The sequence below is a fragment of the Paenarthrobacter sp. RAF54_2 genome, from assembly GCF_052113945.1.
Classification (GTDB): Bacteria; Actinomycetota; Actinomycetes; order Actinomycetales; family Micrococcaceae; genus Arthrobacter.
This window is the reverse complement of sequence record NZ_JBFRDV010000028.1, coordinates 69,518-84,394: the sequence shown is the minus strand read 5'-3', so window position 1 is coordinate 84,394 and position 14,877 is coordinate 69,518. Positions and strand designations below refer to the sequence as shown.

Sequence of the window (14,877 nt, the reverse complement as noted above, 5' to 3'; positions counted from 1 at the left end):
GGATAGGGACGGACTCCTAGCCGCAATTAAAGAGCACATGGAGCATCCCGATGGTCCTTACGCTTAGACCAGGCGCCGTCGTAAACTTCGCGGCATACACCTTATGTGTGCCGATCGTTGGCGCGACCAATATGCGGCACGGAACGCCGCCGAGATCGCCACTCACCGCCTACAGTGCCGAGCCGAACACCCCCTCGGAGGGGCGGATGCGGCGACTGGCGGAGCTGGTCCATGGCACGGGCGCTCAGCGGCTCGCGCCGGACGCCTCCGCGGTTCGCTGACCGCGCCCTTACCGCGTCCTAACGGTCATGGGTGCACGCCGCCGCTGCTCCTCGGCCCTGCCAGGGTCGACCGCGTCATGGATGGACGCCACTCGTCATCGGGGGTCGACGCGGACGGTTGCCGCCCGGGGCCGGTTGGAGACCATCGATGGCAGGTACGGGCTGCCGGCATACTTCTCGGAGTAGGCGTCGTCGAGCTCGCCGGCGACTGGCGTGAAGGCCACCTCGGCGTCGATGCCACCGGCGGTGATTCGGCCCGTGTTCTGGACCAGCGCTGSCTGCTACCCGCGGGAGGCAGTGCCGTTGTAGGCGCGCACGTAGATCGCGTCGTCGACGACGACGGACCAGATCCAGGTAAGGGTTCCGGGCGTCACGCCGTCGGCGCGGTAGGGCGCGATATGGAAGTCGTCGGTGTTCGTGAGAGCGTGCAACTGCTCGGGTTTCCAAGTGCTCATGGGCTCGGTTCTCCTTGCAGGTGCGCCCGCGGCCGGGCCGCGAGGGCTCCGGCGGCGGGCGCATGGTTCGTCACTTGCCGCTGTAGACGGGGAAGGCGGCGCTGTCCCCGTAGTCCTGGTCGTGCAGGTCCTGCAGTGCCGCCATGTCTGCATCGGAAATCTCGAAATCGACCTCGGCGTTGGCACGCATATGATTCGGGTTCGCAGACTTGGGCAGCGACACAGTACCGAGCTGGATCGTATAGCGGATGCACAGCTGTGGAATGCTCACCCCGTACCGCTCGGCCATTGCAGCCACCTCTGGGTTCTTCAGGATCTCGCCGTGCGCGATCGGCGAGTAGGCCTGAACCAGGAAGCCCTTGACCTCGCAGTACTTCAGCAGCTCGGACGGGGTGTTGCCCGCGTGCACCAGCAGCTGGTTCACGTGCGGGGCCACCGCGGCGGTCTCCAGCAGTCGGTCCACATCCTCCTGCAGGAAGTTCGAGACCCCGATGGAGCGGACCTTACCCGTCTGGTGGGCCTCCTCCAGTGCTCGCCAAGCCTGGCGGTTACCCTCGGTGTAGTCGCCATCGCGGAAGTCGTCCCACGGCTGCGGGCTGTGGATTAGCATCAGGTCGATGTAATCGAGCCCGAGCGTGTGCAGGGACCCGTCGATCGCGGCGACCGCACCGTCGTAGTCCTTGATCTCCGCGGCCAGCTTCGTGGACACGAACAGCTGGTCGCGCGCGACGCCCGCGGTGCCGACGCCCTCTCCGACGCCGCGCTCGTTGCCGTAGGCCTGGGCGGTATCGATGTTGCGGTAGCCGATCTCGACCGCGGCGCGGACGGCGGCGGCGGCCTTGTCGTCGTCGATGAACCAGGTGCCGAGCCCCAGCTTGGGGATCTCGACGCCGTTCGACAGAGTGTAGGTCTCGTTCAGGATGGTCATGCGGCTTCTCCGTTCTTCTTCGGCAGTCGGCCGTAGACCTCGTCGGTGACCGGCTCGAGCCATTCGTTGCTGAGGCCTTCGCTGGGCGTGATGTATGCCAGGTGGGAGAACCACGAGTCGGCCTTCGCGCCGTGCCAGTGCTTGGTGCCGGCGGGAACGCGGATCACGGTGCCCGGCTCCATGGTGACCGGCTCGGAGCCTTCTTCCTGGTACCAGCCGGAACCCGCTGTGCACATCAGGATCTGATCGCCGCCGCCCTCGGTGCCGTGGTGGATGTGCCAGTTGTTGCGGCAGCCCGGCTCGAAGGAGACGTTGCTGACCGGGACACTCCCCGGGGCGAGCGGAGCGAGGTAACTCTGGCCGATGAAGTACTGTGCGTAGGCGTCGTTGGGCTCCCCCAGCGGGAAAATCTGATCGAACTGCTGTTCCGTCATGGTGTTCTTCTTTCTATGTTCAGCGCGCAACGAAGGCGCTCGTTCTTTTCTGACCGCGAAACGCCCAGGCCCGGTGGCCAAGCGGGTGCCGTAAATATTCAGCGAGCGACGTAAGCCATGTGCTCGGTGTTGTAGCGGTCGCCGCGCACTCCAACCCTTTTGGCCAGTGCGTCGAGGTCGGACCGTTCGTCCGCGGAGAGGGCGAGCTACGTGGATCCGGCATTCTCCCGGATCCGCCCGGTGCGCCTCGTCCCGGGAATGGGCACGATCCAGGGCTGCTGAGCAAGGAGCCAGGCCAAGGCGATCTGACCCGGCGTCGCGCCCTTAGTCTCAGCGAGGCCCCTCACATGGTCGACGAGTTTCTGGTTCGCGGCGAGGTTTTCCGGCTGGAAGCGCGGGACGCGGTTGCGGATGTCTCCCTCTGTGAAGCTGTGGATCCATCGATGGTGCCCGTCAGGAAGCCCTTACCGAGCGGACTGAATGGCACGAAGCCGATCCCGAGTTCGGCGAGCGTGGGCAGGACTTCAGCTTCGGGGTCGCGGGTCCACAGCGAATACTCAATCTGAACAGCCGTCACGGGAAAGACGGCATGAGCACCGCGAATGGTCGCGGCCGACGGCTCAGACAGGCCGAAGTGCTTGACCTTGCCCTCGGCCACGAGCTCACCGACGGTGCCAGCGACCTCCTCGATCGGAACGTCTGGGTCGACGCGGTGCTGGTAGAACAAGTCGATCACATCGGTGCGCAGCCGCTTCAGTGAGGCCTCGACGACGCACCTGATCTGTTCGGGTCGGCTGTTCAGGCCCGCCATCCGACCGTCCTGGATGTCCCAGCCGAACTTCGTGGCGACGACCACCTGATCCCGGATCGGCTCGAGCGCCTCCCCCACCAGCTCCTCATTGTCGTACGGGCCGTAAACTTCCGCCGTGTCGAAGAAGGACACTCCTTCGTCGACGGCAGAGCGCAGCACAGTGATCATGTCCGCCCAGCTGCCGGGGTTCGGCCCGTAGCTCTGGGACATGCCCATCGCGCCGAGTCCGACGACGGAGACCTTCAGGCCTTGACTGAGTGTTCTGGTGTGCATGGTCAGTCCTTCTTCGCCGCAGTATCGCGACTTCGCCCCGCCTCAAGCCTGCCACGCGGCGGTGCCCGGAGACGGGCACTCCTGCCTGCTCGGGGCTGATGTTCGCACGACGGGACATGAGGAACTGCCGTGCTTCGTCCCTGGTGTTCATGAGTACAACGCTAGATCGACGAAAGCGCCTCAGGGAGTCCCTACTGGTACACCCTTCACTGGAGACTCCCTTCCCCATCGGCTTTGAGATTGAGTGAGTTTGATCATTCACCGAGCACACAGGAGATAGAGCATGAGGGACAACGAACAGGCCACCGGCTGGAGCGGCGGCAAGAACACCTTCGGCGACTTCGCCCCCGGTATGGTGCACTACACGGACAAGGTCCTCTTCGACGAAGTCTGGGAGCGGCCCGAGCTCTCCAAGCGGGACCGGAGTCTGGTCACCGTCGCCGCGCTGACTGCGATGGGAAAGATGGACCAGCTGCAGTTCCACCTCACCCACGCTCAGACGAACGGCGTCACCGTGGAAGAGCTCAAGGAAGCTCTGCTGCACCTGGCCTTCTACGCCGGCTGGCCCAATAATCCTCCCCAATCGCTGAGTCCATCATGGCGGCCGGACTGTAACGTCGCCGTGGCCCTGCAGTTGGTGGGCTTGTGAAAGGGCGTCATGTCGGTATGGCAACAAACATGCATGAGGAAGTGTAGGCCAAAGGAGGGTCAACCCAGTGGATACAAGCATACGCAATAAAGAAGATTTAAGTGTGGACAATGTACACACTTACTTTGGTCTGACAAAGCTTTCCCCAGCCAAGCGTCCCCACTTCAGGAGCGAGCCAAAAATCACGAACTTTGACGCAGGCTCTCGAAGTCATGTCGTGCTCAGTACCCCTACCCATGAAGAGGTGTAGGCCAACCACGACCTACCGAACGAACCAAGAGAGGAACATATAACCCCAGCTCACAGCACGCGGATGGCCAACCAGCCACGACCCTGAACCCGCTCCCCCACAACAAAACAGGCGAACCGCGGCGCCAGGCACACCCCGCGGTCAGTGTCAGAGGGACTTGACCACCTAATTTGTACACACGTTAAAGCAAATACCCCCTCTGACGAGGGGGTATGCCGTGCCCGAGGTGGGACTCGAACGGGATTCCAGGCCTTTGAAACACTGGGAACTCCCGAAAACATGCGGAATTCGGGCCAGTCCGACCGATGTACGGCGCAGTCCGAGGGCCAAGTGCGCACATTGTGTACAGCCCCAATTCTCCGTTTGAAGGGCCTCCCATCAACCGCCGCACCACGGCAGCGAGTGGGTGCAGCTTTCGTTGTGCTGAGAAGGTTGGTCCTGTGGGAGGAGTCCATGTGTGGCGGCAACCAAGTCATGCCAACGGCCCCTTGCAGCATCCCCGCGGATGCAGGGTGTTGTTCTTGCCTTTTGAGGTCTTCACACGAGTCTCCCTCCTTCCTATTCGTTGTCCGATCGACGGACGGTCGCATGACCTGAGCACGTGTTCTCCCTGGGTCATCCCGAATGGTTCGAGCCGCGGTTAACGGACGAAGGCCCCACAGCATCTGGCCGCGGGACCCTCAGTAATCCCCAACTCGGAACCTGCGCGGACGCTTGCGCAGAACATCCAAGCTCTACCGGCGAAGAGCTGCGGCTATCTGAGGCATTCCCTCCGAATCAAGCCGATCCAAGACATCGTTGACGTCCAGCGGTGGATTCCTGTAGGCCTCAGACATGTTACGTATCGCAATGTGCAGTTCGACCGCATCCAAATAGAACTGATCCATGAGGAAGTCATCAGGGTGCTTGGCCTCTATTCCCCAGGGGCTGAGAGCTTCGTCTGGAAAATGCTTGAGGTTTGTTGGTGACAATTACCTGGGCCTGCACCTTCAGGGCCGCTGCCATCACATGGGCATCCCCCGGATCCGGCAGGTCCATGAAGACCTGTTCCAGAGGCTGGTAATCGCCTACGATGCAATCCGGCACAGCGGTGCACATTAACACCCGGGTGCGGTCGAGCTTCACCGGATCCAGGTCCGGCCTATTCTCTTTCAGATTTCGAAACGTCTCGTCGAGAATGGCCTCCGTCCAGCGCGCTCTGACCAGTCCGGCCTGAGCGACTCGGATCAGTAGATCGCGGAGCATGCTCGGATACAAGACGTTCGCATCGTAGATGACTGTGAAAACCACTCTAGATAATCCCCATGTCCTGGCCCAGCGCCGACATTTCGTCCGCGGCATCCTTCTGAGCCACCGAGGTGCGGCGCTTGTATTCGTAGAGTGAATCGGCCAGTACCCTCCTGTGCGTTCCGACCATTCGGTACTTAATTTCCTGAGACTCAAGGAGCCCAACCAGGTAAGGACGGGATACATTCAAAATATCCGCAGCCTGCTGCGTCGTGAGTTCGGCATTCATGGGGACCACCGTGACACCCTGGCCAGCTGCCATCTTCCCAAGGATTCTCATCATCAGATCCGCAGCAGCACGGGGCATCTCCAGCTGCCCGCCGTCAGTAACCCTCATCTCCACCGGCTGCTGTGGATCCGAGTGCGCCTCAACGGCGCGACGAAGTGTCTTCAAGGCCTCCCGTGCGAGTTCAGAATCATTTCCTTGCGGGTAGGCCGGGGTTGGTGCATGGGTCGCCATTATCGTATTCCTCTCCTCATTCCGCCCTCTGCGTGTATACGTTCACGCTACCTTATAAACGAAACAAACAAAACAAATGAAACAGTCGAATCCGAAGGCGTTGTTGACAGCGGCCTGAACCGCGACGCCGAAGCACAAGCACAACACCATCTGGACGCTGACCACTTCCCAGCCCAGGCATCCTCAAGGCGCTTCGGCAGTTAGGCATCGTGGCCCTGAACGAAGCCCAGGCCTGCGCAAATATTGCGTTGTAGTGCTGGCGGCAATCCAGTTCCAGAGGCTTAGGGTCAATCACGCGCTCACCACGTGCCCTTCTATGCAGGCAATTTTCGGATTGTCATCTTCCGCGGATCAGGGTAACCAAGTGAGACATACCCCGGCGCCCGCTTGTTCAGCGACGCTGCCAGGACGGGTGTAGATTCGTCAAGATAGTCGTGAACCGTAGCAACAGCCTTTCCCGGGTATGGGCGGATAACGCGGCCGACGTATTGGACCAATCTGCCTTTGAACGAGACTGGCGCTGCAAGGAACAGGGTATCCAGCTTGGGGCAGTCAAAGCCTTCGCCGATGTAGGAGCCGGTTCCCAGGACCAGCAGGGGCTGCTCATCGTCGGCGCCGGCAAGAAGATCGACTGCGGCCTGCCGCTCTTTCGCTTTCATCGCCCCCGTGAAGACCACGGGATTCAGTCCGGCAGCCTCGAATCGGGACCTCAACGAATCAAGATGGGCTTTCCACGTTGTCAAGACCAGGATTCGGGAGTTCTGCGCGTAGGCCGCCATGACGTCGTCGTAAATTTGCTGAAGGCGTGCCTCGTCGGCGATCAGGTCCTTGTAGATGGCGGAGATCCCGCCCGGTTCGCTTGGATCCGCCGTGCCGGCGTACGTGTATGACGTCCGATGCAGTTCCAACTCCAGCGCAGGCTCGGCCATCTCCCCTGCGTGGCTCGGCAACTGCTGACGATGCGCGGGTTCGATGGTGTGTGAGATCTCACCGAGCTGGTGGTAGATCAGCGAGTCCAGCTTGTCCCGCCGATACGGCGTCGCAGTCAATCCCAGCCAGTACCGTGCCTGGATCTGGTTCATCACGTGGCTGAACGCGGCCGCCGGTACATGGTGGCACTCGTCCACGATGACGAAACCGTACCCAGCGGTCAGCTCGGCGATGTTCTCTCGCCGCACCAGCGTAGGCAAGAGGGCAACGTCGACCCGGCCGGTTGTCTTTACACGCCCGCCGCCGATCTGTCCGCATTTTTCGTCCATGAACTCACGCACGCGGGTTCGCCATTGCTCAGCTAAGGTCTTGCGATCAACCAGGATGAGCGTCGAGACGCCACGGAGCGCCATGGCCGCGCACGCCATCACGGTCTTTCCGGTACCGGGCGGAGCCACCAACACTCCGTGCTCCGAGACCGTGGCGGCGTCCACGGCATCTTGTTGTTCCGGGCGCAGCCGGGCCGAGAACTCGAAGCCTTGGGCAGCGCCATCCGCCCGTTGATCGTCAATGCGCAGCGAGCTGCCACCCGATTCAACAAGCCGCTGCAAGAGGGGCAGCAAGCCGCGAGGCAAAATGAGGTCGCCTTCAAGCGTTTCGTCGTAGTTGCGCAGGTACCGGGAATGTTCCATGTGGACCGGCGCCGACGCTGGCGCTCGTAGAACTCAGGGTTCGGCATGGACGCAGCATGCTTGACGGCTGAGATCATCGCCGGCCCCAGATCAGCTGCCCTGACGGTCAGTCGTGAGGCGAATGCCGCATGAACGAAGAGTGCAGGTCGCGGAACGATCTTGGACGATTGCGGCAGCTCAAGCCGACGAACTTCTTGTCCCAGCCTGACAGTGGGCAGCCTGCGGACATAGGCATGAACATCGTGGTCCGAAAGACGATCCAGGCTGCACAGGTACGCCCACTGATCCTCGTATGGTTCGAGGGTCGTCGTGTCGAGGAATACCGTGGCGCCATGCTGGCGGCGTTTGCCGTTCAGCGGCGCAGCAATCAGGTTGCCCATGCCTTTGCCAGAGTGAACGTCTTGGGAGGGAAAGAGCCTGTCATAACTAGCCAGGTTCATGCTCCCGCGTAGTGCCATCGCCTCATGGATGAGGCCGGTGCCAAGCTGGCGCGCGACCGTCGCCGGCATCGCCGTGCTGAAGAAGATCCACACGTGCGCACCACGTCCGGATTGGGAAACCTCCAACGCTGCCGGAATTCCCCGAAAGCGGGCCGCCTTTACGTACGCCAGCGCATCCAACATGGCGGCACGACCGTCAAAGTCCGCCGCGACCCACCAGCAAGTGTCCTGTTCAGTCAAGGGATACAGCCCAATATGCTGCAGCCCCGCAAATGGTCAGCGACAACGAATGGCGTAAGCGGCAAGAAACCAGCGCCGGCGATACTAGCGCCCTTACGCCAGCCACCGGCCACCGACGGAACCCAGCCTGAACGGCCGTCCCGTGAGTTTTCCCACCTGACTGCATAAACATCACTTCGAGCCCGGAACAAATCCTGGAAGAGACGGACTTTCGCTTCCGGGGGCGAATCCATAGTCACGACGCCATGGTGCATCACTGCGGGAATGGCGGGTTGAGCTAGGYGAGCCCCCTTGGACTCGGCCTCCGTGAGCTCCAACAACTTCCGCAACCGGGCATTGTCGAGACGAAGTTCCTCGAGCTCAAGCTTCAGAGCCCTGTCTGCAGAATCGGAAAGGCCCGGCAAAGAAGTTTCACCAGCAACTTCCGGCGTGTCTTGAATCACCATTCCATTGTTGACTGCATCTGGCACCGGACGAAATTAAGAGCGGTTGCCACCAGAAGCCATGCAATCGGGCTTCGCAGCAAAGTGTGGACACCGTCCACACCCCATGCTCCGGGMCAAGGGGTCCCAGAGGGCTGCGGCCCTCCAGTAATGAACACCAGGCGGAAAGTTTGGCCGGGTTGTTGGTCATGCTGTTGCGACCCTTTACGCCATGAAATAGGTGACAAGCAACTTCACTCCCCTGCAAGCGAAGGAGCAACCAGGTCACACAAACGGCCAACGAAAAAAGGGCCCCGAAGGGCCCATTCGTGAACATTTGGCCAAGCCCACCGGCCAACAGGCTGCCGACCTGCGACAACACAGTGCCCTAGGTGGGACCCGAACGGGACTCCAGGCCTTGGAAACACCGGGCACCTGCGAGAACATGCGGAATCCGAAGCAGTCCAACCGATGTGCGACGTGCTCCGACGGCGAAAGTGTGGACGGTAATGATTGTGCACACCCTCATTTGCCCATGAAATGGGTCCCACGGGCCAAGCCGGCGTGCCCGCCCCGATATGCCTAGGCGGGTTGACTGGCTGGTGCCACAACGTCCTCCAGCACTGACCTGTCGAAAAAGCGGATCTCGCCCGTTGCCTCGAAGAACACAGGAACTACTGATGTGCTCAGGTCTTTGGACGTTTCGTAGATTTCAGCCGCACTCCCGTGCTTCCTCGCAATTGTCCCAACCAGCTCGGTACCGCGAACCCGAACAGTTCGATATTTATAGCTCATCGTGACCCCTTCGTCGGCTAAGGCACACCCTACCCCTTGGGAGTGCCGCTTCGGGCGTTGGCTCCTATGGCGCCAACACCATTTGTAGCGGCGGCTTCGGATCACTTCCCCATAAATGCAGCGGAAGCACGGAACTGCACTCGAGTCCTTACGAACACTGGGGAATCCGCGAAAACGTGATCCTTGCCGATACGAGACCAGTAGCAGCCAAACCAAGGCTAAAAGCGTCGACAGCGACCGCATTTTCCGACGCAGTGGCTCTGACGTCGTGGCACTGAGGCCGTGAACGGTCATTACCGCAATCGAAGCCRCCGCGCGAACCAAATCAACGAATTCTGCCGCTGCCGCAGCGGAAATATCTGCCGTACTACTCCGCGCAATCAGGGCGCAACCGCGCCGGCCCCGGAACCGAAAGCTCCTTCATTGAAACATCGAAGCATTGCCTCCGACTGACGTTTTCGCCCCGGCGCCCGGTTCCCCAAGTTGCACTCCGGCCCCTCAGCCCAGCGTGTGGTCCCTACCAGAACGACCCCCACAACCACCAACCGCAGAAAAAGACACGGCAACACAAAGGGTGAAGGGAACCACGGGATCATGAATACGCTCGGTCGAACGTAGCTTGCGGATCGCCGTCATGTCGCTAGGGCCACTTATTTGCGATGAGTAAACGTAGGCCGAAGGAGGGGACAGTGATAGCCGCAGTCAACCGCAATAAAGAAGATTTAAGTGTGGACAATGTCGACCCCTCCTTTGGCCTGACAAAGCATCGATCAGCCACGTCTCCTCATACCAGGAACGAGCCGAAACTAGCGTCTCTGACGAAGGATCGCGAAGTCATGTCGTGCTCAGCATCCCGACCCATGAAGAGCTGTAGGCCAACCCCGACCTACCCGACGCACCAAGAGAGGGACGCATAACGCCAGTTCAGAGCAAGCGGAGGGCCCACTAGCCAGGACCTTGAACCCGCTCCCCCACAACTCCACAGGCGACCCGCGGCGCCAGGCACACCCCGCGGCCCGTGTCAGAGGGACCTGACCCAGCAGAATGTACACACGTTAAAGCAAAAACCCCCTCTGACGAGGGGGTATGCCGTGCCCGAGGTGGGACTCGAACGCGATTCTCGGCCTTGGTAGGACTGGGAAGTGGCGGAAACATACGGAATCCGGGGCAGTCCGGCGGCTGTACGGGCCAGCCCGGGGCGAGAAGTGTGGACATTGTCCACACTTCTTTTTTAGCCTCCTTCGAGCACCCAAGGACGGCAGCAGGGTTGACGCACGACGCCGAAATGACTTTGCCTGTGGSCGGCAAGAGAAACACGCAGGCCTACCACGCCAACACTAGTTGCGCAGGGACCTATAGTTAGATCCCGAACGGGCAACCTTTCCCTGCCTCGATTCCACGGCGAGCTGGCCTTACTTCGGGCCTTCCTCTGGCATGAAACAATCGAATTAATTAGATGGGGCTGGTATTTGGGTTTGGGCAAGAGAGAGCGCTTCTTTCAGATTGGCGGTCTGATTCTAAGTCTGGGAGGCAGCGCAGCTTTTCCTTTCTGGATCTACATTCTGGAGTCCCCTGGCGATGACTCATTGTGGCCTTGGCCGGGGATTGCCTTCGTCATCGTCCTTGTTCTCGGGGTTGCCATGATGATTCCCAGCTTCACTGGCAGGGACCCGGAATCGCCAAGGAGACCTACGGCTTCCCAGTCCATTACTGCTGGCGATAGCTCGCGCATCTACCAAGCCGGCAGGGATATCAGATTGGGTGGTGAAGATGATACCCCGTAACCAAGAACTTACTACCGGTGATGGTGCAACGGTTTATCAGGCCGGGGGCAACATCAACAATTATGGGTTGTCCTACCCCGAGGTGCGTCAAATCGCACTCGACGTCTACTACGCCAACGCTCCCCAGCTTCGGGAACTTGCCAAAGAAGTTGCCAACGCCAGAGCAGAACACATCACCACCGAATATTTAGCGCAGCTAACGGCAAAGAACCCCAGTGCCCTAGGCAATCTCGCTGATCCAGATGTTCAAAGCGTTATGTTCGAGGCTCAAAAGTCCTACGCACGCTCGGGCGATGAGGATTTGGAAACGGTCCTCATAGACCTGCTAGTGGACAGAACCGTGCAAATTGATCGTTCGCTGAAAACACTTGTATTGAACGAGGCAATTGCATCCGCACCCAAACTCACCGCTTCACAGCGCCGGTCGATCGCCCTGGTATTCCTCCTTCGGTATACCCGGACGACATCGAACACGGTCGACGACTTCATGAAAACCTACGTCGATGAAATTGTTGCCATCGGTGGCGAAATCCCGCAACTGCGGCAGGACGTATTGCACATAGAGTACGTAGGTGCGGGTTCAAGTTCTTTAGCCGAGTACCCATTCGCGAATGGACTGATTAACGGCTCCGAGGGGCTATTCACACGCGGCTTCCCGCACGAAATCATCCCCGAAGCGCTGAAGAATTCTCCTCACTTCAACACCATMTTTGTGCCCTCTCTTCGCGAGCCCACCAACTTCCAGATCGCTGGCATCTGCGCGGACGACATCGTCGAGATGACCGAGAAGCTGGGCATAACAGAGCTTCAAGAGGAGTTGAAATCACTTGCAAAAAACGGCCGCATGCAGGGTCATGAGGTGATGGCTGAAGCAGCCGCTCATAACCCCGGCATCCAAGATGTGGCTAAGTCGTGGGACCTGTTGAAGGGATTGACCCTAACTTCTGTTGGGCTAGCTATCGGGCACTCCTATTGGAAGCGAGTCACCGGGGCTGACGAAGACCTCGGCACCTGGCTATTATGATCCTCCTTGGGTTCATAGCCCGCTGTGTTTGGGCGGGAGGACCCCGGAACGGCAGCACCCACAGGCCGTGGGCTTGAGCCGGCGATACCCCATGCACTACGTTCCGTTCCTCCTACGGGCACAGCGGCGGTTGCGGCGAAAACGCGCCTTCAGGATCCTTTCTCTGCTCCCTTTGCATGCAAGTTCCGGGCCTCCTATGGGGCCCCAAGAGTTCGTGTTCGTGATGCGCATTTCTTTGGACCGCTTGATCACGCACCCTGCTGCGTCGATGGCACTGACCGGCGCTCGGGGTTTTGAGTGTCTGCAAAGACGATCTGACGCGTTGGGAACGGGAGGAGATCAAAGGGCTCAGGGCCGAATCGCGTGATCTGAAGAATTCAGAGAAATCCTGAACCACACTTTGTTATTCATCGCGAGAGCTCGACCCACGCGGCCGCTGACCGGCCGCCTCATTGACGAGAAGTGGTGAAAGGCCCATACGATCGTGTTGATCCTGCCATCCTGCGGATAGGGCGGGTAGGACCCCGTGCCCCAAACGGCACGTACAGGGACACAAAAACGCTCATACTCATCCAGTTCTTGGAAGGTGTTTGGCAGCTACCGATAACGGCGCATATGTCTGCGTGCACAGAACCAGCACCACTCACCCAGGTACACCGCCTTCGCGCATACCCGTCGGCAGTATCTACGGCGCCCGGTAAGCACCGCGTCTATGAAAATGAGCCGCCGGCGGCTGCTGGCATTTCGAAGCCATGCGCCTAACGCTGTCGTAGATGTACCTGCAACCGGCGCCCTGGCCGATCACCACTGCTGTGGGTTCCACGCCCAAGATCAGGAGGCGCTGGCGTCAGTCATGGCGTGGGGGGCAATCGGCCGCATGAATGACGGTAAGCGAAACCGCTGTTTGTCATTCTGATATTCCGATCATCGCTGGCAGGGTCCTCCGCGCAACCAGGGCGCTACCGCGCCGGACCCGGACCGGAAACTTCGCTCGGCGCTCCTGCGTCGCTCCCATCCTCCCGAACTTTCCGTCCCTGCCCCGGTCCCCCAAGTTGCACTCCAGCCCCGTCCCAGCGCCAGGTCCCCTATCAGAACGACCCAGAGAACCAACGACCACGGACGCAAGGCAAGGCAAAGGAACAGGACAATGAATGAGCTCACCATCAAAGACCCCGCAGACCTACTCAGCTTCATCGGCCACACCCTCGGCTTCTGGCCCAAAGAAAGCCTCGTCTGCATCACCCTGGACAACAACAAAGTCGGCGCCACCCTCCGCATCGACCTCCCCCGCCAACCAGGACACGAACTCCCCTACGCCCGCACCGTCAGCAGCTACCTCACCAGCGACACCACCGCGACAAGCATCGTCTTCGCTGTCTACACCACGACCCACTGCGAACCAGGACAGCCCAAACCGCACGCAGCAACCATCGCCGCCCTTACCGGCGTCCTCGCAGAAAACGGCATCACCATCCGAGACGGCATCTTCGTCAGCAACGACACCTACTCCCCCTACGACAGCGAACCCGGCCAGGACATCAGCCTCCCCATCAGCACCACTGAATACAGCCAGGTCAACGCCGAATTCATCTACCGCGGCAGCACCATCGAACCCACCAACAAAATCATGCTCCCAGCCCCGACACAGGAAGCAGCGAAATCAATCGCCGTCGAAGAACGCCTGCACACCATCAGCACACAGCACCCCGACGACGCTGCACAAGAAGCTAGCCAACTCTGGACAAGAATGCTCGAGTCAAAGGACTTCCCCACCGACGAGGACTGCGCCAGCCTGATCGCCAGCTTCCAGTTCCCCCACATACGCGACCGGCTCATGGCCGACATCCCCGGCATAGACGAACCACCACAACACATCCTCTTTGCCCAAACCAACACCCCACCGAAGTGGTCACGCATCGAATGGGCCCAACAGCTGCTTCTCCACGCCTACACCAGAACCAGCCCCCAGCACGCGGCACCCATCCTCACCACCATCGGCTACATCAACTGGTGGCAAGGCAGAGGATCCAAAGCACACCAATACATGCAACTCGCCCTCGACACTGACCCCGGCTACCGCTTCGCCAGGCTCAGCGACCAAATGCTCGGAGCCGGCATCATCGCCGGCTGGAACACCAACAAAGACACCGCCTACAAAACCCAACTCGACATGCCTTGATTCGGGATGACTCTTCCGGCTAACCAAAAATTCATATGCGATTACGCGGCGCGAAGGGGCCCGGTAGCAGCTCATAAACCGTTACCGATGTTCGAAGCACGAGAGTCGAAGTAGGTTGCATGAACCCTGCTTGCGATACACGGCCTGTTCAGCCATTCGATGAGATGCATGGGGCGGCGGCCGATGCCTTTTGCCGCGGTAACGCGCCCCTGCGTCCAGGCAGGAATCGCAATCGGCGCGTCCGGCTCGTCACTTCTGCGGACTCCCCAACGTACTCGCCCAGCATGGCACAATCCGGTCGTGGGCGACTACAACCGCCGAGACCTGCCTCACCAAGACCGTCGCCCGGTGGTCAGTCAAGGAGCCGGCGGCTTCCGCTGTCAAGGTTCAGCCACATCCCAGGACGACCCAGCCCCAAATCCTGAAGCCAACATGTAACAGCGCTCAGGGAAGTGACCTCGCCGTGCCTTGGAACAATGGCACCCCGCCACGGCAACGCTCCCCCGGCGACGTCAGCGCCACGCATTTGTCTGGGCTGCCACC

9 protein-coding genes and 3 pseudogenes are annotated in these 14,877 nt (G+C 60.4%); 3 read left to right on the top strand and 9 right to left on the bottom strand.

Going from position 1 to position 14,877, the window contains the following annotated elements:
- Positions 1 to 376 precede the first annotated feature (376 nt).
- From AB4Y87_RS22240 to AB4Y87_RS22225, 4 genes and pseudogenes are all read right to left on the bottom strand, one after another.
- Positions 377 to 736: pseudogene (locus tag AB4Y87_RS22240) on the bottom strand (DUF2255 family protein).
- A gap of 70 nt (positions 737 to 806) precedes the next feature.
- The gene (locus AB4Y87_RS22235; protein ID WP_442006422.1) at positions 807 to 1,664 is read right to left on the bottom strand and encodes an aldo/keto reductase; all 858 of its coding nucleotides are present in this window, start codon (positions 1,662 to 1,664) and stop codon (positions 807 to 809) included.
- On the bottom strand, positions 1,661 to 2,098 hold the full coding sequence (locus tag AB4Y87_RS22230) for a cupin domain-containing protein (protein WP_442006421.1): 438 nt from the start codon (positions 2,096 to 2,098) through the stop codon (positions 1,661 to 1,663). Before AB4Y87_RS22230 ends, AB4Y87_RS22235 begins: the two co-directional genes overlap by 4 nt.
- 98 nt (positions 2,099 to 2,196) lie before the next feature.
- Positions 2,197 to 3,182, bottom strand: a pseudogene (locus AB4Y87_RS22225) (aldo/keto reductase).
- A 283-nt stretch (positions 3,183 to 3,465) separates the two neighbouring features.
- On the opposite strand from AB4Y87_RS22225, the gene AB4Y87_RS22220 reads away from it, so the two are divergent.
- Positions 3,466 to 3,831, top strand: a complete 366-nt coding sequence (locus tag AB4Y87_RS22220; protein ID WP_442006420.1) for a carboxymuconolactone decarboxylase family protein — start codon at positions 3,466 to 3,468, stop codon at positions 3,829 to 3,831.
- A 1,147-nt stretch (positions 3,832 to 4,978) separates the two neighbouring features.
- Here the strand turns inward: AB4Y87_RS22220 and AB4Y87_RS22215 are convergent.
- The 5 genes and pseudogenes from AB4Y87_RS22215 to AB4Y87_RS22195 all read right to left on the bottom strand — a co-directional run bounded on the left by AB4Y87_RS22215 (position 4,979) and on the right by AB4Y87_RS22195 (position 9,347).
- Positions 4,979 to 5,371, bottom strand: a complete 393-nt coding sequence (locus AB4Y87_RS22215) for a PIN domain-containing protein (protein WP_442006419.1) — start codon at positions 5,369 to 5,371, stop codon at positions 4,979 to 4,981.
- 1 nt (position 5,372) lies between these two features.
- Positions 5,373 to 5,828 carry an excisionase family DNA-binding protein gene (locus tag AB4Y87_RS22210; protein WP_442006418.1) on the bottom strand — a complete coding sequence of 152 codons (456 nt, stop codon included), beginning with the start codon at positions 5,826 to 5,828 and terminating at the stop codon, positions 5,373 to 5,375.
- Between the two features lie 314 nt (positions 5,829 to 6,142).
- Positions 6,143 to 7,450 (bottom strand): DEAD/DEAH box helicase, encoded by a 1,308-nt coding sequence (locus AB4Y87_RS22205; protein WP_442006417.1) that lies wholly within the window; start codon positions 7,448 to 7,450, stop codon positions 6,143 to 6,145.
- A gap of 293 nt (positions 7,451 to 7,743) precedes the next feature.
- Positions 7,744 to 8,363, bottom strand: a pseudogene (locus AB4Y87_RS22200) (TOTE conflict system archaeo-eukaryotic primase domain-containing protein); the annotation flags it as partial.
- 771 nt (positions 8,364 to 9,134) lie between these two features.
- On the bottom strand, positions 9,135 to 9,347 hold the full coding sequence (locus AB4Y87_RS22195) for a hypothetical protein (RefSeq protein WP_442006416.1): 213 nt from the start codon (positions 9,345 to 9,347) through the stop codon (positions 9,135 to 9,137).
- A 1,770-nt stretch (positions 9,348 to 11,117) separates the two neighbouring features.
- On the opposite strand from AB4Y87_RS22195, the gene AB4Y87_RS22190 reads away from it, so the two are divergent.
- A complete protein-coding gene (locus tag AB4Y87_RS22190; RefSeq protein WP_442006425.1) occupies positions 11,118 to 12,155 on the top strand; it encodes an LPO_1073/Vpar_1526 family protein in 1,038 nt (345 codons plus the stop codon).
- Between the two features lie 1,147 nt (positions 12,156 to 13,302).
- The gene (locus AB4Y87_RS22185; RefSeq protein WP_442006415.1) at positions 13,303 to 14,334 is read left to right on the top strand and encodes a DUF4192 domain-containing protein; all 1,032 of its coding nucleotides are present in this window, start codon (positions 13,303 to 13,305) and stop codon (positions 14,332 to 14,334) included.
- The last annotated feature ends 543 nt before the right edge of the window (positions 14,335 to 14,877 follow it).